This is a genomic window from Pseudalkalibacillus sp. JSM 102089 (assembly GCF_041366475.1).
Taxonomy (GTDB): domain Bacteria; phylum Bacillota; class Bacilli; order Bacillales; family Guptibacillaceae; genus Guptibacillus; species Guptibacillus hwajinpoensis_B.
On record NZ_JBEWYW010000023.1, the window covers coordinates 1 to 18929 of the forward strand.

Below are 18929 nucleotides of genomic sequence, written 5' to 3' on the forward strand. Positions count from 1 at the left end.
ATATGTAGACTACTATAACCATGAACGCGTAAAAGCAAAATTGGCTGGTTTAAGTCCGATCCAATACCGAACTCAAACCAGCCAAACAGCTGCATAATAAAAACTCTAACTTTTAGGGGTCACTACCAAAGCGGCTTACTTTTTGTAATGTATCTCATATAAATCTTTTCGGCGATCTCGCAACTGGCGAACCGTACCTGATTGACGTTGTCTTCTAAGAATTTCAAGATCTACATCGCCTACCACGACAGTTTCAATATTCGGGTGACATTCACCAGCAATTCCATCTCTTGAAAAAGCAAAATCTGAAGGGGTAAAAATCCCTGATTGTGCATACTGAACGTCCATATTCTCTACTTGAGATAAGTTACCAATCGTACCGGCAATGACTGTATAGATTTGGTTCTCAACCGCTCTAGCCTGCGCACAATAACGGACGCGTAAATACCCTTGACGATCATCGGTGCAGAAAGGTGTAAATAGAATGTTAGCGCCCTTATCCGTCGCAATTCTTCCAAGCTCAGGGAATTCGATATCATAACAGATTTGGATCGCAATTTTACCACAATCTGTATCAAAAACTTCAATGCCATCTGAACCATGAATTCCCCACCAACGACGTTCATTTGGGGTAACATGAATTTTATATTGCTTTTCAATCGTTCCGTCTCTTCTAAACAAATAAGCAATATTATAGATCTTTTCATCCTCTAAAACGAAATGAGAACCACCAATAATATTAACGTTATACTTTACAGCTAATTCTGTAAAAAGCTCGATATACGGCTCTGTATATTCTGTTAAACGACGAACAGCTTTGCTTGGTATTTTTTCATCCATGAACGACATTAGTTGTGTCGTAAAGATCTCAGGAAACACAGCAAAATCAGAACCAAAATCTGCTGCCACATCAACATAATATTCTACTTGGTTTGCAAATTCTTCAAAGGAAGATATTTTCTTCATCGCATATTGTATCGCACAAATTCGAACGGGGAATGACGATCTAAAGTGCCTTCTTGTAACGGCTTTATATTCAACGTTATTCCACTCCATTAAAGTAGCAAATTGCTTTGAAGCTTTATCATCTGGTAAATAGTTCGGATTTATTCTCATAACATTAAATCCATTCATGAGCTGGAACGTTAAAACAGGATCATATATGTTTTGGAATTTCACTTCTTCTACGTATTCTGATGCTTTCATTTCATTCGAGTGCTTATGGTAATTCGGAATTCGCCCTCCGATGATAATACTCTTCACGTTTAATTCTCGCGCAAGATCTTTTCGTGCCTCATAAAGACGCTTACCGATTTTCATCCTTCTATATTCAGGATGAACCATCACTTCAATACCGTAAAGATTATAGCCATCAGGGTTATGATTTGTAATATATCCTTCATCCGTTATGTCATCCCACGTATGCTGATCATCATATTCATCAAAGTTCACCATCAAACTTGAACAGGAGCCTATGATTTCTCCTTCGAGTTCTACACAAAATTGCCCTTCTGGGAAAATTTCCAGGTGACTCTCAAGATGCTCTCTTTTCCAGGGATCCATTCCAGGAAAACATTTTTTCTGTAATGAAAGGATTTCATCTATATCTTCGTGATGAATTTGCCTAATCTCAATCTTTTTTTCGAATTTCGATACATCTAATTCTGACATATGCTTTCCCTCCACATTCCATCTATATTTCTATGTACCCTATTTCCACGTGATTCTATCCTGATTTTATCATAGGATGAACGAAATAGAAGAGACTGACATTTGTCAGCCCCTTTGTCTTTACGCTCGTGTTATTCCATTCTGAGAAATGCTCGATAGTGCGGTGGCGGCCTCTTGATGGTCAGGTGTTTTCGTCGCAAAATCTCCAAGCGAAACCATTCCTACTACCTGATTGTTTTCAACAATAGGCAATCGTCGTATCTGATTCTGAGCCATTAATGCCGCTGCTTCTTCTGCACTCATGTTAGATGTAGCTGAGACAATGTTGTTAGACATACATTGGCTCACCTGACAATCCGCATTTCCACCAGTTGCAGTGGCACGAGTCGTAATATCACGATCTGTAACCATTCCGCAAAGCTGACCATTTTTCATGACAGGTAATGAACCAATATTATACTGATTCATTAGGGCTGCTGCTTCCTGGATCGATTGCTCTGGTGTAACGGATATGATGTTCTTAGACATGAGGTTTTGCAGATTGTTATGCACAAGCATTCCTCCCAAGGTGTATGATCGTTCAGACAAGAAAGGCGGTGCCTTTCAACATGTAGTGTAAGCTCCTTCACCGGTTATTATTTATCCTTTTTATGTGATATCAGGTTGTTATCAGTATGAAATACAATGTTCTCACCATCACTTGTAGCAATAATCGTTCCTATTTCATCTGTCCTTAGAACAGAAATATGATGTTCATTTAATCTCTGAATCACATTTTTATCTGGAAAATCATAACGATTATTTTTACCAACAGAAATAACAGCAGTCTCTGGGGTTACGGCTTTAAGAAATGTCTCTGATGTAGCCGAACTCGCACCATGGTGCCCCATTTTTAGAACATCAGATTTAATCTGTTTCCTTTTAAGTTTTTCTAGCATTTGCTTCTCTACTTCTACCCCAGCGTCCCCCATCAACAGGAAGCTATTCTCTTTATGACTCAGCCGTAATACGGCACTATAATCATTAAAATCCTCGTACTCCGCTTCTTTGGAAGGTGAAATGACCTGTATATTGACCTGATGTCCTAATTTTATTTTCATACCTTTTCGTGCCTTTTCTAAGGTGATGTCTTTTTTCTTCAATACTTTTAAGAGCGACTTATAGTGCACTGTTGGATAAGAAACATCGGGCATCATCACAGTTTTCACATCGAAATTTTCTATCACATCATCCATCCCACCAATATGGTCATGATGGGGATGCGTCGCCACAATATAATCTAATTGGCTAATGCCTAGCTTGTTTATATAATTTGAAACCGTTTCTCCATCACCATTATCTCCTGCGTCTACTAGCACAGCTTTTTCTCCATACGTGATCAAAATGCTATCAGCCTGTCCCACATCAATAAAATGAACTTCAACCACATTTGATTGAGCTGTCACATCATAAGGCATCAATAATAAGATAAGAAGGGATATAAAAAGAAACCTAATGAATTTCATAATGATTCCTCCAACGCTTTACTTGTTATTAGTATGTACCTTCCTCTCTGATCTAAAAGCAATGTTAACTTATTTTGACTTCACAATTTGTGGATCATCTGAGTGAAAATAGCACCATTCAATCGCATAGCCAAACTAAAAGAAAAAAGCTCCCCTTTTCGGGAAGCTTATGAATGAATTTCTTCTTTTCGGAAGAAGCTTTTCATTGCGTGATAGACGTCTTTCTTTTCTTTAAGAATATAATGCCTAAATTTAGGATCATGTATATTTTTGTAGGCACTCATCAGGGTGGAGTGGCGATTATAAGCATTAACCTCTCCATACCCAAACATGTTCGAGACCTTCATAATTTGATTAACCAGTTTCACACATCTTGTATTGTCTGACGTCAAGTTATCGCCATCTGAGAAATGGAATGGGTAAATGTTGTAACGTGCTGGAGAATACTTCTCATCAATGAGTTCAAGCGCTTTGCGATAAGCTGATGAGCAAATTGTTCCGCCGCTTTCTCCTTTTGAAAAAAAATCGTCTTCAGTGACGACTTTTGCTTCTGTATGATGAGCAATAAACTCAATCTCCACTGTTTCATATTTCGATCGTAAGAAACGTGACATCCAGAAGAAAAAGCTTCTTGCCATATATTTCTCCCATTTTCCCATCGAACCACTTGTATCCATCATGGCTAAAACGACAGCTTTAGATTCGCGCTTAATTTCTTCATTCCATGTTTTGAAGCGTAGATCATCTTGATAAATCGGTGCAATTGATGGTGTTCCACTAATCGCATTTCTCTTATACGCTGATAGAATTGTTCTTTTCTTATCAATATTACCCATAAGTCCAGTTTTTCGAATATCATTAAATTCTACTTTCTTTTTCACTACGTCGGCTGTTTCTTTTTCACGTAAATTCGGCAGTTCCAGTTCTTTAAATAAAATATCCTGCAGTTCTACCAGAGAAACTTCTGCTTCATAATAATCTTCTCCTGGCTGATCTCCAGCCCCTTCACCTTTACCGGCCCCAGGCTGTTTTTCCCCAGAACCATCTCTTGCCACAACGTCTCCCACCTGGCTATCGCCTTCACCTTGCCCAACATGCTTAGACTTATCATAGTTATAACGAATTTTATACTCATCAAGTGAACGTATTGGTATTTTAATGACATCTCGACCGTTAGATAAAATAATGTTCTCTTCACTGATGAGATCCGGGAGATTGTTTTGGATAGCATCTTGAACTTTTTCGGCATGGCGTTGTTGATCCTGATAGCCTTTTCGGTGGAGGGACCAATTCTCCTGAGAGACGACGAAATTGTTGGAGTCCTTGTCTTTCATGCCTTATTTCCCTCCTAAAAAAATTAAATTTCTATCGAAAATTTATTCAATGATCGATGATCGCTCATGATGTTAGTTCAGAAACTTAACCCTAATGTGGACATCCTTCGGCTGCGTTGAATAGTATACTTTATCCTATGCAAATACAAGCGATAATTGACAATTAATTCTGACAAATACAGCTTTTATTGCTTCAACTACTCGAATTGGACTACTTTCATCCGTTTATACTTATGTTTTATCCTTCTCAGTCTATATTCAAAAAAAAACTCCCTTATTGGGAGTTACTCTGTTTCGTTTTCTTTTTTGTGTTGAATCGGATCTGGACGTTTACCCTTTTTCTTAATCTCATCATTTGTGTCTAGCTCTTCCATCTCTTTACCGAGTTGGGCCATCTCTTTTTCATTCATCGCCATTGAACTGTTCTCAGGTTTTTCTTTATGATCCGCCATTTTGAATCACCTCAATAGTAATAGTACCCCGATTCTCTTCCTTAATAACCATATTTAGTTTATTTTTGGAATGTGAAATCAATTTTCTCAAGTGGCCAGTAGCGTAGATTTACTTCCCCTACTACTTGATTCATTGGTACGAAACCAATATGCCTGCTATCATAGCTATGTCTTCGGTTATCCCCCATGAGAAATAAATATCCCTCGGGCACCTCTGATTTTCCAGTTTTATCTTCAAGATGGAAATTCTCAGTGAGGTTCCCGTTAAAAATATCTTTCTTATAACGCTCAAGATAAGGTTCTTTTATTTTCTCACCATTTACATATAAAACATCATTTTTATATTCGATTGTATCTCCTGGAAGTCCAATGACTCTCTTAATATAGTCTTCTTCTTCATTCGCATGAAATACTACAAGATCAAATCGATCAGGCTCTGAGACTTCATAACCAATTTTATTAATAATTAAACGATTCCCATCTTGGATCGTTGGCATCATTGATTCACCATGAACGACATAGTTCGTTATGAGAAATTCACGAATAACAATCGCCAGGACTACAGCTATTGAAAAAGCCTTGATCCACTCCCAAAGCGGATTGCGTTCCTTCTTCATCTCAAACCTCTTTTCAATACGTCTTTACGTCTAATCTATCACTCATAATAAGCTGGCACAAGCGCACACGTATATGACAGCGATTACATTGCATATTCTCACCATTCACTTCCATCGTTATAGTGGCTTTCTATTCCATGAACGAAGAAAATTTCTTATTTTAAGTATATTCACCCATTTCATAAATAGCGCTCCTTATAGCAGCATAAAAAGAAGCATACCTAAAGAGGCATGCTTCTTCTAATTATCGATTTAGGAGACTACCTACATAACGTAGAAGTTCATTGGCTGAAATTGAATTATATCCATGTTCATCGATGAGACGTGCGATAACCTCATTGATTTTCTTGAGTTGATTTTCATTTGGTGTTTTGGAAGATGTCGTTATTTTGACTACATCTTTTAAATCAGCAAACAATTTTTTCTGAATCGCTTCTCTTAAACGTTCATGGGAATTATAATCGAACTTCTTACCCTTTCTAGCATAAGCAGAGATACGAATAAGAATTTCTTCTCTAAATGCTTTCTTCGCATTTTCTGAAATGCCAATCTGTTCTTCAATTGAACGCATAAGCTTATCATCCGGACTCATTTCCTCTCCAGTAAGAGGGTCGCGGAGCTTATTTTTATTACAATACGCTTCAACATTATCAAGATAATTATCCATTAGTGTCTTTGCACTCTCTTCATAAGAGTAAACAAATGCTTTTTGTACTTCTTTCTTTGCAATTTCATCATACTCTTTGCGCGCAATGGAGATGAAATTCATATACCGCTCTTTATCTTCTTTTGAGATAGAAGCATGTTGATCAAGTCCATCTTTCAATGAACGAAGAACATCCAGGGCATTAATTGACGGTACTTCTTTTCTTATAATCGTAGAGGAAATTCGGTTAATAACATAACGCGGATCAATCCCGCTCATTCCCTCATCCGAATGCTCTTTATGAAGTTCATCCACATCTACCTGATTAAAGCCTTCTACAATTTCTCCATCGTAGAGTCGCATTTTCTTAACAAGGTCCACTCCCTGACGATTCGTATCTTTTAACCTCGTCAAGATAGAGAAAATAGCAGCTACTCTAAGAGCATGTGGGGCGATGTGCACATCAGCTACATCACTTTCACGAATCATCTTCTCATAAATACGCTCTTCCTGACTCACCTTTAAGTTATATGGAACCGGCATAACGATAATACGAGAGTGTAACGCCTCATTCTTTTTATTTGATATAAAAGAGCGATACTCTGCTTCGTTCGTATGCGCTACAACAAGTTCATCAGCAGAAATTAGCGCAAAACGCCCAGCTTTAAAGTTTCCTTCTTGAGTCAGTGAAAGCAAGTGCCACAAAAACTTCTCATCACATTTCAGCATCTCCTGGAATTCCATCATTCCACGATTGGCTTTATTTAATTCTCCGTCGAATCGATAAGCTCTAGGATCAGACTCTGATCCAAATTCCGCTATCGTTGAGAAATCAATACTTCCGGTTAAGTCTGCAATATCTTGAGACTTAGGATCTGAAGGACTAAATGTACCAATACCTGTCCTCTTATCCTCGTTAAAGAATATGCGCTCTACCATCACATCTTCAATACGACCACCATACTCTTGCTCAAGGCGCATTACGTTTAGTGGGGAAAGACTTCCTTCAATTCGGATCCCGTATTCATCGTGGAATTCATCTCTCAAATGATGTGGTATAAGATGCAGTGGATCCTCGTGCATAGGACAGCCTTTAATCGCATAAACAGCCCCAGAATCTTCATGAGAATATTTCTCCAGTCCTCTTTTCAGCACCGTAACAAGAGTTGATTTACCACCACTTACTGGTCCCATCAATAAGAGAATACGTTTTCTGACATCTAACCTTTTGGCAGCAGGGTGAAAGTATTCTTCTACCAGACGTTCGATTGCTTCCTCAAGTCCATAAAGCTCTTCAGAGAAGAAAGAATAACTTCTTTTCCCATCAACCTCATCAATCCCTGCATCTCTTATCATATTATAAACACGTGAATGAGCTGACTGCGCTACTTCAGGTCGTTCCCGGATAATGTCTAAATACTCGCTGAAGGTTCCTTCCCACTTCAGCCGCCTCTCTTCTTCTCGATGCTGCTGGATTTTACGTAAGATATCCATTAAGAGCCCCCTCCAAGTTTGGTTCATCGGATTTAATACATGTTATGCGGGGATGTCCAATAACATTCGGCTTTCTTTCCAATGATTCAATCGAGTCTTTATAGGGTTTCTGCTCAGTTATGAAAAAAGTCCAAAATAAAAGAACCGGTTGCCCGGCTCTCATCTTTACGTATGATAAACTACTGTAAATTCGCTTAGTTCATTTCCTGTTGCTGGAGATTTTTCTTTCGATTCGCGCTTTTCTTTATGAGCGTTCTTAAATGAATCGGAGTGCACCCAATTCTGATAAGCCTCTTCACTTTCCCATTTCGTAAATACAATAAGCTTTCCGTTTTCAGCCGACTGTTCAAGAAATAGAAACTCCAAGCAACCATCAACATTCTTCATACTATCAGCACTTTTCCCAAAACGTTGCTTCATCATGTCTTTTGCTTCATCAGGGACCTTCAATTCATTCATCACAACATACATAAAATAAATCCTCCTTTAGGTTTCTCTCTCTATCCTATCGAATAACGACGTTTTTTTCCAATTCAAACAACTCCTCACTACAAGAATTCCCCTCAAAACATTCACACCTTCCCGCACATGGTTTATAATGAGAGTTAGATTTGGACACAATTTTACCTGAGGAGGATGAGACCATGAGTTTCCTGGGTATTTTAGTAGTAATCCTAGCTTTCCTAGCAGCCATCTTTACAGCTGGCTACAACGACCGACCAAGCAAAACCAAAAAAGGTAGTAGGTAACATGAAAAGCGAAAGTGGGCGGTTAGACACGGCAGGAACTGGAGCCTTTTCATTTGAACACGTTTTTTGTGTTCAGTTGAAAAGGTGAAGTGACCGAGTGTCTGCCCACTGCAGCTAGACATGAAAAGCGAAGACGAGCGTTTAGAAACGGATATATTGGAACTCTTGAACTAGAACACGCCTTTTGTGTTCTGGTGAAAGAGTGAAATATCGCAGTTTCTGCGAGTCGCAGCTGGACATGAAAAGCGAAGACGAGCGTTCAAAAACAAAGTTTTTGAACGTTGAAATACGCTTAAACTTCTATCAAAAAAAGAACGACTTTCAGCTCTTTGCTGAAAGTCGTTCTTTTTTATTTCATTCCTGGATAACTTTGCTGTCTTAGTGCTTCATATACCATAATAGCAGCAGTATTTGAAAGGTTAAGAGCACGAACATGATCTGTCATCGGTAGACGAAGACAACGCTCTTTGTTATTTTCAATCAACTCGTCTGGTAAACCATTCGTTTCTCTTCCAAAAACAAAATACGTATTCTCATTCACATCTGAGTAATCAAAGTCAGTATGTGTATTCGTACCGTATTTCGTAATATAATAATATTCTCCACCTGGGTTCTTTTCAAAGAACTCCTCTAGAGAATCATAATAATGTACATCAGCATATTGCCAGTAATCCAAGCCCGCACGTTTCAACATTTTATCGTCTGTCGAAAACCCTAGTGGGCGAATTAGATGTAGACTTGTATTTGTTGCTGCACATGTTCTAGCTATATTCCCTGTGTTCGCTGGTATTTCAGGCTGAAACAGTACAATATTTAAAGACATATTCATTCACCTCCACTTCAAAACAATACTATTATAGCATGTTTTAGATTAGGAGATGGCATTCTCTAATCCTCAATATGAAAAAACTTATACTTGATTTCAGGCGTCCATGCCGTAGAATCTTCATAGGCCCAATAGCGCATCCTGCTATTTGTTGTATGAGCATTGACAAGAGGATATCCCTTCTCATCATTATCTACGACAAAAGTAGTATGTTGCCAGTGGCCATCTCCATCAAAGTCATAACAAATAATATCTCCAGGAATGAGATCATCCGGATTCGCTACTTCACGAGCTCGAAGACCATTCTTCGAGCTACTTAAATGCCACCTAAGCGCATGAGCTACAGTCCATGAATAGCTCCAGTTATTTCCTTTCATCCACCATCCCTTAGTGCGATCTGGGTAACCACGCATAGGGGCTTTCCCTGCATGAAGACACTGAGAAATATAATTTGTACAATCTACATCAAACGACTGATAAGAAGGATTCGCATCATCCCACCATCTCTCAGCATATTTCAGAGCTGATAACCGATCATAATAGGAGCCTTTTAGACGAGCATCACCGCTGCCTTTACCTTCTGCTACTTGAAGTGTTCCTCCCTCTATCTCAGCTGATCGATCAAGAATAAGTTCACCCTCCACCATTTTTGCCAATCTCTTTTCAAGTCGTTCTTCCTGATATAGTTTTTCTCCCTGTTTAATAAGAAACTGCTGATGAAGAAGATATTCATAAAGTTGGCTCGTCGAGACTGTTTTTTTTCCCAGGAGGATCCCTTTATTTTTTATACGAATAACAGAAGCTCCCCTATTTTGGCTCTGTATACGATAACGGTTGACTGCTTCTTCTTCCTCTGAAGGCCTAGTTCCTATTCTTGAATGATCCGTTCCATTTAGTAAGCAAGTTGCTTGTTCTTTCCAGAAAGATTTCAACTGGTCTCCCCACACCATATGCGTCCCCCCTCATCGCACTTTATGACAGGGAAATCAAACACATGACTTGGAATCAGGAATGGTTTACAGCTGGCTCTGCTGAAGGGTGTGTTATTTTCTTGAGTAATTTATCAAACCAACCAACAAGAATACCAAGCAGAAGCACTTCTACAAAGGTACCGGCACCAATCGGCCCGCCTAACAAGAATGCCAGAACAAACGCAAGAGCTTCTGTTAATGTCTTAGTAATACCAATACTCCATCCCGTTCTTTCTGTTAAGGCAAGCATGAGTTCATCGTTTGGAATAGATGCAAGAGATGCAAATAAGTACACTGCAATTCCAAGACCCATGATAACTAATCCAACAAGAAATAAGGTCCACCTGGTAACGATTCCATCTACATCAATGAAAGTGAGAATTTGTAAATTCAAGAGGTCAACAAACAATCCTAGAAGAATAATTGGAATAAAACCAGCTAAGTTTGGTTTCCTCATCATAATAAGACTATTGATAAAAATTAAAATACCACCAACAATAAACACCCATGTTCCCACGGTAAACCCTAGTTGGTCAGAAAGCGCAACGTAGAGAGCATCCCATGGGGCAATTCCAACATCGGCATTAATTAATAAGACAACCCCAAAGGCTAGTGTAAATAATCCCGCTACGTAGATCAGACTTTTGGATAAAAAGCTGTTCATAATGTTCACTCCTCATATGAGGGCTTAAAACTAAAAGCTGTATCAAGTTGCTCTCATTCTTCGCCCTAGATATTTTAGTATCTCTTTTTTAAAATGCATTTGCTATTTTACAAGAAACGAAGCTCTTTTTATAACTTTATGCCTAAGACAAAAAAAAAGCCAGTTCGCTATCAAGATAGCGAACTGGCACTATATATCGTTACGGTAGAACGGCATGCATAGAATGCTGCTGTTCAAGTGATAATAAATATTCTTTTTTATCTACGCCGCCACCATAGCCAACTAAAGCACCATTACTTCCTATAACTCTGTGACACGGTACAATGATTGGAATTGGGTTTCGGTTGTTAGCTGAACCTATGGCTCTAACAGCCTTTGGTGCCGAAATACCAACAGCTACATCTCGATAAGACCGGGTTTCACCATATGGAATTTCCGAAAGGTTGTTCCATACTTTCTGTTGAAAAATCGTTCCTACCTTATCAAGCTTTAGATCAAAGAACCTTCTTTTTCCACTGAAGTATTCTTCCAATTGCATGACGATGGGTTCGATTATATCAGAATTGAAAACAAGGTCCGCTTTGACATGATGTTTTTTATACCATGTTTCAGCAATAGGCAGTACATCTTCAGCGCAACCAAAATCGAGCCTACTAACTCCATTAGGACTAGCAAACAATGTTATTGCACCTATAGGCGATAGAAACTCCCCATAATGAATCACTTGTTTCTCCATTCTATCCCTTCTTTATTATACATTTTTCACTATCTTACAACGCATCTAATCGTTTGACCATCAGCATTAAGTCTTATTTTTAAGCATTGACAAGCCTTTAGCGATCTCATCTGCCACATCCTTGTCATTTTCTCTCAATTGCTCCTTTGTAAGGGCATTAAAGGCCTTCTCGCCACCTATTTTCCCAAGCGCCCAGGCCGAAGTGCCGCGGATCACCGGACGAGGATCTTTTTTCATCACTTCGACCAGTGTATCAATAGCTGTTTCATCTTTATAATGAGCAAGAGCAAGAATAGCATTTCGTTGAATAGGCTTCTTTCCTCTCCACGAACCAGCCGCTTGACCAAACTGAGTCTTAAATTCACGATTGGACATTGTTAGAAGTGGTATGAGCTTTGGTTTTACCATCTCTGGATCTGGTTCGAGTTCAGGATGATGATGAAAATCTTTTCCTTTGTTTTTGGGGCAAACGAGCTGGCAGGTGTCGCACCCATATAATCGGTTTCCTAATTTAGTACGGTATTCATCAGGTAAAAAACCTTTTGTTTGCGTAAGAAAAGCGATGCATTTATTCGCGTTTAGCTGCCCCCCTTCAATTAAGGCACCAGTCGGACATGCGTCTACACAAATATTACAGTCACCACACCCTTCTTCAACAGGCTCATCAGGTTCCAAATTTAGATCGGTAATCATTTCACCAAGATAAACCCATGAACCAAATTCTTCTGTTATGGTCATTGTGTTTTTACCGCTAAAACCAATGCCGGCTCTTTCAGCTACAGCTCGATCAGAAAGTTCGCCAGTATCGACCATCGAGCTCGTTCTAGCCTCTGGAACCTTCGATTTAATATATGCATCTAAAAGGGAGAGTTTCTCTCTAAGGAGGTGATGATAATCAATTCCTCATGAAGCACGACAGAAAAGTCCTCTCCTTTCGCCCTTCTTACTCCTAGGGCTATCCTTCATTCGCGAAGGATACGCAATGGCAATTGATATAATCGTTGTTGCACCGCTTAGCAATAGCTCAGGTTCTGTTCTCTTTTCTATATCAGATTCCTCGAAGCCTGACTGATAACCAAGCTCCTGCTGACGCTCTAAGCGTTGCTTAAGGGTTTTAAAAGGATCTGCCGCCGCGAAGCCTATCTTATCAATCCCAATAGTTTTACTGTATGCCACAATATCAGCTTTTAATTGTGCGTTTGTCACTAGTTTCCCCCCTTCCTCTTTGGGAGTGTTTTATTTAATTCTTAGCGTTCGAATTCGATTTAAAATGGCCGCCATTTCTGTTCTTCTAATTCGAGCAATATCTCCTGGATGCTGATTCTTATATAGAGAAAAAGAACCAAGTCCCTCTGCGTTTATTTTCTGATCAATGAAATCAAGAAGTTCTGGAATCGACTTTTCTCCTAACTTATGATTTCTTTCCAGAAAATGAAGGACGTCAGCAGCAAAACGCGTTTGACTGGGATCTACAAGCTGTTCTATTTGAAGAAGTGAAACATCTGTATTCCCAAATTGAATATGATGCAATCCGCGAGCTGTCACTTTCGATTTCTTTCCCTTTTTACTGTTTAAGCTACTCTGCTCAGGTACTCTCTTTCTTGCCTCTCCAAATCTTTCTCCACCTTCATGTCTGCGTTCCGATTCTTTTACGATTGATCGAGCTTGATCCGTTACGTCGTATGGAAGGTAGTTCTCCATTAAAATCACCTGATCAGCTACATCAAAGTAGTCTCCAGATCCGCCCATGACAAGTACGGTTGATATATGATGTTCTGTACGTAGTTGCTTCACACGATCAATGAACGGTGTAATGGGTTCTTTCTCTTTCGCAACTAACTGCTGCATTCGATAGTCTCGAATCATAAAATTAGTCGCGCTTGTATCTTCATCAATTAATAACGTATCTGAACCCGCTTCGATCGCCTCAATGATATTGGCCGCCTGGGACGTACTTCCACTGGCATTCTCAGATGTGAAAGAACGCGTATCTTTTCCATATGGGAGATTGTTTATAAATGGCGAGATGTCTACTCCAGTTACCTTCCGACCATCTTCAGAGCGAATTTTCATTGCCTGGTGGTTTGTAATAACATACTCTCTACCATCCCCTAAAATATGATCATATACGCCATGCTCCATTGCATGCAAGAGGGTACTCTTTCCATGATAACCACCGCCAACAATTAATGTAATACCTTCCTTAACAGCCATTCCTTGTAATGGCTCAGTACGGTGTGGGATTGTTAAAGACACTTCCATGCTTTTAGGTGATTTGAATTGTACTGCGTCATTTTTCATAGGACGATCGCTTATCCCGCTCTCACGTGGTAATATCGATCCATTCGCTACAAATCCGACATATCCGTTTTGAGTAAGCTGTTCACGAATAGCCTCTTGTTGGTCCGCTAAATGCAATGCCTCTAAGATTATTTGTTTGTTTAATGCAAAGACAGAATTCTTCACAATGTCTGGCAGCTGATGCAGAAGCAAGTTTATAGCCTGTCTGCCAAGGACTTTTCTGCCTTGTGCAGGTAATCCTATTGATAGACAAATCGTAATAGATTCCTCTGTCACGCTCACTGCTGCCCTCTCAATAACCTTTTGACCAGGTCTATCGATTGAGACCAATCCACTTTTTCCAGTGCCTTTCGCATGCCTCTCAGTCCTTCTAATGGCATCCCCTACTTTTCTAGCAATCATATCTTCTGTTCGAACTCTTCTTACAGCCGAATCGAACCACTCAGGCTCTACGATCGTTTTCTTGCGTGGGACGATGATTCTTATCCGAGAAGGACTAGCAAAAGGGTCTCCCTGGACATAGTCGATGTAAAGGGTGTAATCCACAAAATCATAGTGCCCACTAATGTCTTTATATGCTTTATATCCTTTTCCATCAATACGCTCTAACTGTTTTCTAAGTTTATTCATAAATGAGGCAAGCCTCCTTATAAGCTTCAAATTTAGGTATATGATAAAATGAACGAAAAATTAGATGTTAGGAGAAAAGTTTGATGCCCAATATAACTCTCGCTCCAATGATTAAAAAGACATATCCTGATTTTAAAATTGGTTATGCTATTTACCATAATATCGTTGTTGAAAAGTCGCCGCAAATGGTGCGAGGTCGCTTTCAGTTCTATCAGGAAACAATGATGATGGATCTTGAACAGACAGACCTGCTCACATTTCCTGCTATCTCAGAGTGGCGTTCCATTTTCAAAAAGTTCGGGACTGATCCCGCCAAATACCGACCGTCCTCAGAAGCCCTATTACGCCGGTTAAAAAAAGGGTCTTCGCTACCTCTCGTTCACTCTGCTGCAGACATCAACAATCTTCTGTCGCTTCAATACAAAATTCCAATTGGGATCTATGATCTTGATCAAGTTGAAGGAGATATTACAATCGACATTGGAAGTGAGACGACTGCATATGAGGGCTTAAATGGACGTGAGGTAAGCTTCAACAACAAAATCCTCTCACTTGATCACAAGGGAGCTTTCGGAAGTCCTATCGTTGATTCTAAGCGAACAGCAGTAACAGAAGAAACCAAGCATGCCATTCAGCTTTTCTATCTTCAACCTTCGCTCTCCGTTTCAGAAGGGGAAAAGCTTGTAACTGCCTCAGCAGAAATGTTTAATCAAATACATGGAGGAGACTTCTTAAGCGGGGTTTCAAGTTAAAGAAAGCAGACATAAAAAAACGCAACGCTTCGTTAATTTTAACGAAACACTGCGTTGGGTAAATGGTGAAAATTCGAGGAATTTCTACAATCCTCGCTGATGTAGATAGAATACCACAGAACATATGAAAGAAACAACACATTTCTCATATTTTCTTTACAAACATTCCTCATCACGGCTGATCTAATAGAACATCACTCCGCATGATTCGTTTGACGTTCTGATGACGATCACCCTATAATCAGAATGATAGACAGAAAGGAGAAATCATATGGAACCATTCTCAACACCATTTTTCGAAGAAAATTTTCGCCAATACATACAAAAGAATCGTGATGTATTTTCAAAATTAGAAGCAATGAATAGCTATTATCGTTCAGTTGTTTCGTCAATGATCTATGACAACCTTAACAAAAACTCAGAAATAGTTCGTCGCATTCGCAACCTTGATTCAGCTTACAAAACGATTAAACAAGAAAGTACAGATGCATAAGAAAAAGCTCTCTTTTAAATAAGAGAGCTTTCTTGCGTTTTATTTAGGAAAATCACAAGAGTCAGCAGAACACGCTTCTGTATTTTCACCGACTACTTCAAGCTTACTTCCTTCTCCCCAGGCCTTCTCAATGGCCTGTTCAAACATTTCTACAGGCTGAGCACCTGACACGGCATATTTACCGTCAAATACAAAGAATGGTACGCCCTGAATGCCAAGCTGACTTCCCATTGCTTCATCGTTGCGAACTTCTTTCGTAAATTCTTCAGTCCCTAGCATACGTTTTATATCCGAACCGTCTAGCCCAAGTTCTTCACCAAGTGATGCAAGCGTTTCATGATCACCAATATTTTTGGATTCGGTAAAGAAGGCATAAAAGAGACGTTCTGACATTTCATTACTTTTACCATGCTTCGTCGCATAGTGAACAAGACGATGAGCATCAAATGAATTCGTTGGAATCATTTTATCGAAATCATACGTTAGGTTTTCTCCAGCAGCTTGCTGTCTCATATTCTCACACATACCCTGAGCTTGTTCTAGACTGACATTGTATTTCGCTGCTAGAAGCTCAGCCATGCTTTCTCCATTCGATTCTTTCGCATTAGGATCAAGTTCAAAGCTTTTAAAGACAACTTCTACTTGGTCACGCTTTGGAAAAGCCTGAAGCGCACTTTCAAGACGTCTTTTTCCTATATAACAAAATGGACAAACGAAATCGGACCATACTTCAATTCTCATCGAATCACTCTTTCAGTAAATTGTTTTATCTATCTTATACTTGTATTTTATCATCTCTATTTTTAAATGAGCAGGAATTTGCTCAGTGAGTCATTGAAAATTAAAACATATAAAAAAGACCTCAACGAGAACGTTGAAGTCTTGAAATAACGTATGTAATGGTACCGGTGGTCGGGTTCGAACCGACACTCCTCTCGGAACACGATTTTGAGTCGTGCGCGTCTGCCAATTCCGCCACACCGGCAAAATACCATATTCAATTCAGGCAGAAAAATAAGTGGTGCCGGAGGCCGGGCTCGAACCGGCACGGAGGTACACCCTCCGCAGGATTTTAAGTCCTGTGCGTCTGCCAATTCCGCCACTCCGGCAGGACTTTTAAGAAAAAATATTAAGATTGGAGGCGGCACCCGGATTTGAACCGGGGCGTAAGGGTTTTGCAGACCCGTGCCTTACCACTTGGCTATGCCGCCTTTTTAAAATGGAGCGGAAGACGGGATTCGAACCCGCGACCCCCACCTTGGCAAGGTGATGTTCTACCACTGAACTACTTCCGCAACAAAAAATGGCTGGGCTAGCTGGATTCGAACCAGCGCATGACGGAATCAAAATCCGTTGCCTTACCGCTTGGCTATAGCCCAAAAATGGGGCGGCTGATGGGAATTGAACCCACGAATGCCGGAATCACAATCCGGTGCGTTAACCACTTCGCCACAACCGCCATAAAAATTTGAAATTGGCAGGGGTAGTAGGACTCGAACCCACACCGGAGGTTTTGGAGACCTCTGTTCTACCTTTAAACTATACCCCTATCAAGATGGTGGAGGGGGACGGATTCGAACCGCCGAACCCTGAGGGAGCGGATTTACAGTCCGCCGCGTTTAGCCACTTCGCTACCCCTCCAAATTGACAATTACCATTGTAATACACATTTTATGAAAGTGCAATGGAATTTGATCTCATTTCGAGAAAATGGTGCCGGCCAGAGGACTTGAACCCCCAACCTACTGATTACAAGTCAGTTGCTCTACCAATTGAGCTAGACCGGCAACATGGTGGCTCCGGACGGAATCGAACCGCCGACACGTGGATTTTCAGTCCACTGCTCTACCGACTGAGCTACAGAGCCATGTTTAAAATATAATTGGTTGCCCTTAACAGGACTACATTTTAATTTTAGTAACGATGAATACTCAACGCAGATAAAATTAATTGGTTGCGGGGGCAGGATTTGAACCTGCGACCTTTGGGTTATGAGCCCAACGAGCTACCGAACTGCTCCACCCCGCGATAATGTGAATGTAATAATGCTACACCTGCTCATTACGCTGTGCACTGTTTCTTTCTCTACAAGGTTATGCTTCGAAGCGTATCCGTCGAAACAACACGTTGCTGTTTCAAGGAAGTATCGCTTGTTGCTCCACCCCGCGATAATATTAAAATATAAATGGCGGTCCCGACGAGAATCGAACTCGCGATCTCCTGCGTGACAGGCAGGCATGTTAACCGCTACACCACGGGACCTTAGAGAATGGTGGAGGATGACGGGCTCGAACCGCCGACCCTCTGCTTGTAAGGCAGATGCTCTCCCAGCTGAGCTAATCCTCCACAAAGTAGAAATGATATATAATGGTGACCCGTACGGGATTCGAACCCGTGTTACCGCCGTGAAAGGGCGGTGTCTTAACCGCTTGACCAACGGGCCCTTGCTGCTATTATGTATGCTAGTGGCGGAGAGCGAGGGATTCGAACCCTCGAGACGGCTTTGACCGTCTACACGATTTCCAATCGTGCTCCTTCGGCCACTCGGACAGCTCTCCATGGCTCCACAGGTAGGATTCGAACCTACGACCGATCGGTTAACAGCCGATAGCTCTACCACTGAGCTACTGTGGAATAATATCAGCCTGGCAACGTCCTACTCTTGCAGGGGGAGATCCCCCAACTACCATCGGCGCTGAAGAGCTTAACTTCCGTGTTCGGCATGGGAACGGGTGTGACCTCTTCGCCATCATTACCAGACTAAGGACTGGATTTCACTTTCGTGATTTACCAGCGACAAAATATATCATACTATATTTCATCATGTTTTTCAAGGAAAATTTTATTCCCTGAAAACTAGATAGCACTCGCAACGTTTTCCAATATGTCCAGCTACGTAAGCCAAATCCTCGATCGTTTCACCTTTTAATTCTGACGCATAAAGCGCGTCTGACTCAAAATCCTCCAACGCTTGTCGGATTTAAACGGCTTACTTCGCTTTTCGTTTAGGTTAAGCCCTCGATCGATTAGTATTCGTCAGCTCCACGTGTTGCCACGCTTCCACCCCGAACCTATCTACCTCATCATC

Annotated in this window: 17 protein-coding genes, 16 tRNA genes, 2 rRNA genes and 1 pseudogene; 3 read left to right on the forward strand and 33 right to left on the reverse strand. The window is 40.5% G+C overall.

Going from position 1 to position 18929, the window contains the following annotated elements; translation table 11 throughout:
- On the forward strand, positions 1–97 hold a 97-nt coding region (locus tag ABVF21_RS22220; RefSeq protein ID WP_160917705.1), incomplete at its 5' end, for an IS3 family transposase.
- A gap of 38 nt (positions 98–135) precedes the next feature.
- Here ABVF21_RS22220 and ABVF21_RS22225 read toward each other — a convergent pair.
- From ABVF21_RS22225 to ABVF21_RS22290, 14 genes and pseudogenes are all read right to left on the reverse strand, one after another.
- A complete protein-coding gene (locus ABVF21_RS22225; RefSeq protein ID WP_283153059.1) occupies positions 136–1671 on the reverse strand; it encodes a bifunctional GNAT family N-acetyltransferase/carbon-nitrogen hydrolase family protein in 1536 nt (511 codons plus the stop codon).
- Between the two features lie 120 nt (positions 1672–1791).
- Positions 1792–2229 carry a CBS domain-containing protein gene (locus ABVF21_RS22230; protein WP_283153060.1) on the reverse strand — a complete coding sequence of 146 codons (438 nt, stop codon included), beginning with the start codon at positions 2227–2229 and terminating at the stop codon, positions 1792–1794.
- Between the two features lie 77 nt (positions 2230–2306).
- A complete protein-coding gene (locus ABVF21_RS22235; RefSeq protein ID WP_283153061.1) occupies positions 2307–3176 on the reverse strand; it encodes a ComEC/Rec2 family competence protein in 870 nt (289 codons plus the stop codon).
- Between the two features lie 167 nt (positions 3177–3343).
- Positions 3344–4510, reverse strand: a complete 1167-nt coding sequence (yhbH, locus tag ABVF21_RS22240; RefSeq protein ID WP_194220048.1) for a sporulation protein YhbH — start codon at positions 4508–4510, stop codon at positions 3344–3346.
- Positions 4511–4794: 284 nt separating this feature from the next.
- The gene (locus ABVF21_RS22245; RefSeq protein WP_283153062.1) at positions 4795–4962 is read right to left on the reverse strand and encodes a hypothetical protein; all 168 of its coding nucleotides are present in this window, start codon (positions 4960–4962) and stop codon (positions 4795–4797) included.
- A gap of 59 nt (positions 4963–5021) precedes the next feature.
- The gene (gene lepB / locus ABVF21_RS22250; protein ID WP_194220050.1) at positions 5022–5579 is read right to left on the reverse strand and encodes a signal peptidase I; all 558 of its coding nucleotides are present in this window, start codon (positions 5577–5579) and stop codon (positions 5022–5024) included.
- A 244-nt stretch (positions 5580–5823) separates the two neighbouring features.
- Positions 5824–7719, reverse strand: a complete 1896-nt coding sequence (locus tag ABVF21_RS22255) for a PrkA family serine protein kinase (protein WP_226616162.1) — start codon at positions 7717–7719, stop codon at positions 5824–5826.
- A gap of 165 nt (positions 7720–7884) precedes the next feature.
- Complete coding sequence (locus ABVF21_RS22260; protein ID WP_194220052.1) at positions 7885–8190, reverse strand: antibiotic biosynthesis monooxygenase family protein; 306 nt, start codon at positions 8188–8190, stop codon at positions 7885–7887.
- Between the two features lie 627 nt (positions 8191–8817).
- Entirely contained in the window at positions 8818–9291 is a 474-nt protein-coding gene (gene trmL, locus ABVF21_RS22265; protein WP_371019027.1) for a tRNA (uridine(34)/cytosine(34)/5-carboxymethylaminomethyluridine(34)-2'-O)-methyltransferase TrmL, read from the reverse strand.
- 65 nt (positions 9292–9356) lie between these two features.
- On the reverse strand, positions 9357–10244 hold the full coding sequence (locus tag ABVF21_RS22270) for an amidase domain-containing protein (protein WP_194220054.1): 888 nt from the start codon (positions 10242–10244) through the stop codon (positions 9357–9359).
- Positions 10245–10299: 55 nt separating this feature from the next.
- Positions 10300–10929, reverse strand: coding sequence for a YczE/YyaS/YitT family protein (locus ABVF21_RS22275; RefSeq protein ID WP_242057318.1), 630 nt, complete (start codon positions 10927–10929; stop codon positions 10300–10302).
- A 199-nt stretch (positions 10930–11128) separates the two neighbouring features.
- Entirely contained in the window at positions 11129–11665 is a 537-nt protein-coding gene (locus ABVF21_RS22280) for a methylated-DNA--[protein]-cysteine S-methyltransferase (protein WP_194220055.1), read from the reverse strand.
- A 66-nt stretch (positions 11666–11731) separates the two neighbouring features.
- Positions 11732–12871 (reverse strand): annotated as a pseudogene (gene queG, locus ABVF21_RS22285) (tRNA epoxyqueuosine(34) reductase QueG).
- Between the two features lie 30 nt (positions 12872–12901).
- Entirely contained in the window at positions 12902–14596 is a 1695-nt protein-coding gene (locus ABVF21_RS22290; protein ID WP_303533227.1) for an ABC-ATPase domain-containing protein, read from the reverse strand.
- Positions 14597–14679: 83 nt separating this feature from the next.
- Between ABVF21_RS22290 and ABVF21_RS22295 the strand changes: the two genes are divergently transcribed.
- Positions 14680–15348, forward strand: coding sequence for a B3/B4 domain-containing protein (locus ABVF21_RS22295; RefSeq protein WP_371019028.1), 669 nt, complete (start codon positions 14680–14682; stop codon positions 15346–15348).
- A gap of 271 nt (positions 15349–15619) precedes the next feature.
- Complete coding sequence (gene yvfG / locus ABVF21_RS22300) at positions 15620–15841, forward strand: protein YvfG (protein ID WP_371019029.1); 222 nt, start codon at positions 15620–15622, stop codon at positions 15839–15841.
- 39 nt (positions 15842–15880) lie between these two features.
- Here the strand turns inward: yvfG and ABVF21_RS22305 are convergent, their stop codons facing one another.
- From ABVF21_RS22305 to ABVF21_RS22395, 19 genes are all read right to left on the reverse strand, one after another.
- Entirely contained in the window at positions 15881–16582 is a 702-nt protein-coding gene (locus tag ABVF21_RS22305) for a DsbA family oxidoreductase (RefSeq protein WP_303533232.1), read from the reverse strand.
- A 159-nt stretch (positions 16583–16741) separates the two neighbouring features.
- Positions 16742–16826 (reverse strand) — tRNA-Leu (locus ABVF21_RS22310).
- A gap of 34 nt (positions 16827–16860) precedes the next feature.
- A tRNA-Leu gene (locus ABVF21_RS22315) sits at positions 16861–16950 on the reverse strand.
- Between the two features lie 27 nt (positions 16951–16977).
- A tRNA-Cys gene (locus tag ABVF21_RS22320) sits at positions 16978–17052 on the reverse strand.
- A gap of 9 nt (positions 17053–17061) precedes the next feature.
- Positions 17062–17136, reverse strand: a tRNA-Gly gene (locus ABVF21_RS22325).
- A 9-nt stretch (positions 17137–17145) separates the two neighbouring features.
- Positions 17146–17220, reverse strand: a tRNA-Gln gene (locus ABVF21_RS22330).
- Positions 17221–17224: 4 nt separating this feature from the next.
- A tRNA-His gene (locus tag ABVF21_RS22335) sits at positions 17225–17300 on the reverse strand.
- A gap of 16 nt (positions 17301–17316) precedes the next feature.
- A tRNA-Trp gene (locus ABVF21_RS22340) sits at positions 17317–17390 on the reverse strand.
- 7 nt (positions 17391–17397) lie between these two features.
- A tRNA-Tyr gene (locus ABVF21_RS22345) sits at positions 17398–17482 on the reverse strand.
- Positions 17483–17552: 70 nt separating this feature from the next.
- A tRNA-Thr gene (locus tag ABVF21_RS22350) sits at positions 17553–17628 on the reverse strand.
- Positions 17629–17632: 4 nt separating this feature from the next.
- Positions 17633–17708 (reverse strand) — tRNA-Phe (locus ABVF21_RS22355).
- Between the two features lie 84 nt (positions 17709–17792).
- Positions 17793–17869, reverse strand: a tRNA-Met gene (locus tag ABVF21_RS22360).
- 158 nt (positions 17870–18027) lie between these two features.
- A tRNA-Asp gene (locus tag ABVF21_RS22365) sits at positions 18028–18103 on the reverse strand.
- Between the two features lie 8 nt (positions 18104–18111).
- Positions 18112–18187, reverse strand: a tRNA-Val gene (locus ABVF21_RS22370).
- 22 nt (positions 18188–18209) lie between these two features.
- Positions 18210–18284: transfer RNA gene (locus ABVF21_RS22375), tRNA-Glu, on the reverse strand.
- A gap of 23 nt (positions 18285–18307) precedes the next feature.
- A tRNA-Ser gene (locus ABVF21_RS22380) sits at positions 18308–18399 on the reverse strand.
- A 1-nt stretch (position 18400) separates the two neighbouring features.
- Positions 18401–18475: transfer RNA gene (locus tag ABVF21_RS22385), tRNA-Asn, on the reverse strand.
- A 9-nt stretch (positions 18476–18484) separates the two neighbouring features.
- Positions 18485–18601 (reverse strand): 5S ribosomal RNA (rrf, locus tag ABVF21_RS22390).
- Positions 18602–18847: 246 nt separating this feature from the next.
- Positions 18848–18929 (reverse strand): 23S ribosomal RNA (locus ABVF21_RS22395); the annotation flags it as partial.

Coding starts and splice junctions, on each gene's coding strand:
- ABVF21_RS22225 (WP_283153059.1), bottom strand. CDS start 1,671: ATGTCAGAATTAGATGTATCGAAATTCGAAAAAAAGATTGAGATTAGG.
- ABVF21_RS22230 (WP_283153060.1), bottom strand. CDS start 2,229: ATGCTTGTGCATAACAATCTGCAAAACCTCATGTCTAAGAACATCATA.
- ABVF21_RS22235 (WP_283153061.1), bottom strand. CDS start 3,176: ATGAAATTCATTAGGTTTCTTTTTATATCCCTTCTTATCTTATTATTG.
- yhbH (WP_194220048.1), bottom strand. CDS start 4,510: ATGAAAGACAAGGACTCCAACAATTTCGTCGTCTCTCAGGAGAATTGG.
- ABVF21_RS22245 (WP_283153062.1), bottom strand. CDS start 4,962: ATGGCGGATCATAAAGAAAAACCTGAGAACAGTTCAATGGCGATGAAT.
- lepB (WP_194220050.1), bottom strand. CDS start 5,579: ATGAAGAAGGAACGCAATCCGCTTTGGGAGTGGATCAAGGCTTTTTCA.
- ABVF21_RS22255 (WP_226616162.1), bottom strand. CDS start 7,719: ATGGATATCTTACGTAAAATCCAGCAGCATCGAGAAGAAGAGAGGCGG.
- ABVF21_RS22260 (WP_194220052.1), bottom strand. CDS start 8,190: ATGTATGTTGTGATGAATGAATTGAAGGTCCCTGATGAAGCAAAAGAC.
- trmL (WP_371019027.1), bottom strand. CDS start 9,291: ATGTCTTTAAATATTGTACTGTTTCAGCCTGAAATACCAGCGAACACA.
- ABVF21_RS22270 (WP_194220054.1), bottom strand. CDS start 10,244: ATGGTGTGGGGAGACCAGTTGAAATCTTTCTGGAAAGAACAAGCAACT.
- ABVF21_RS22275 (WP_242057318.1), bottom strand. CDS start 10,929: ATGAACAGCTTTTTATCCAAAAGTCTGATCTACGTAGCGGGATTATTT.
- ABVF21_RS22280 (WP_194220055.1), bottom strand. CDS start 11,665: ATGGAGAAACAAGTGATTCATTATGGGGAGTTTCTATCGCCTATAGGT.
- ABVF21_RS22290 (WP_303533227.1), bottom strand. CDS start 14,596: ATGAATAAACTTAGAAAACAGTTAGAGCGTATTGATGGAAAAGGATAT.
- ABVF21_RS22295 (WP_371019028.1), top strand. CDS start 14,680: ATGCCCAATATAACTCTCGCTCCAATGATTAAAAAGACATATCCTGAT.
- yvfG (WP_371019029.1), top strand. CDS start 15,620: ATGGAACCATTCTCAACACCATTTTTCGAAGAAAATTTTCGCCAATAC.
- ABVF21_RS22305 (WP_303533232.1), bottom strand. CDS start 16,582: ATGAGAATTGAAGTATGGTCCGATTTCGTTTGTCCATTTTGTTATATA.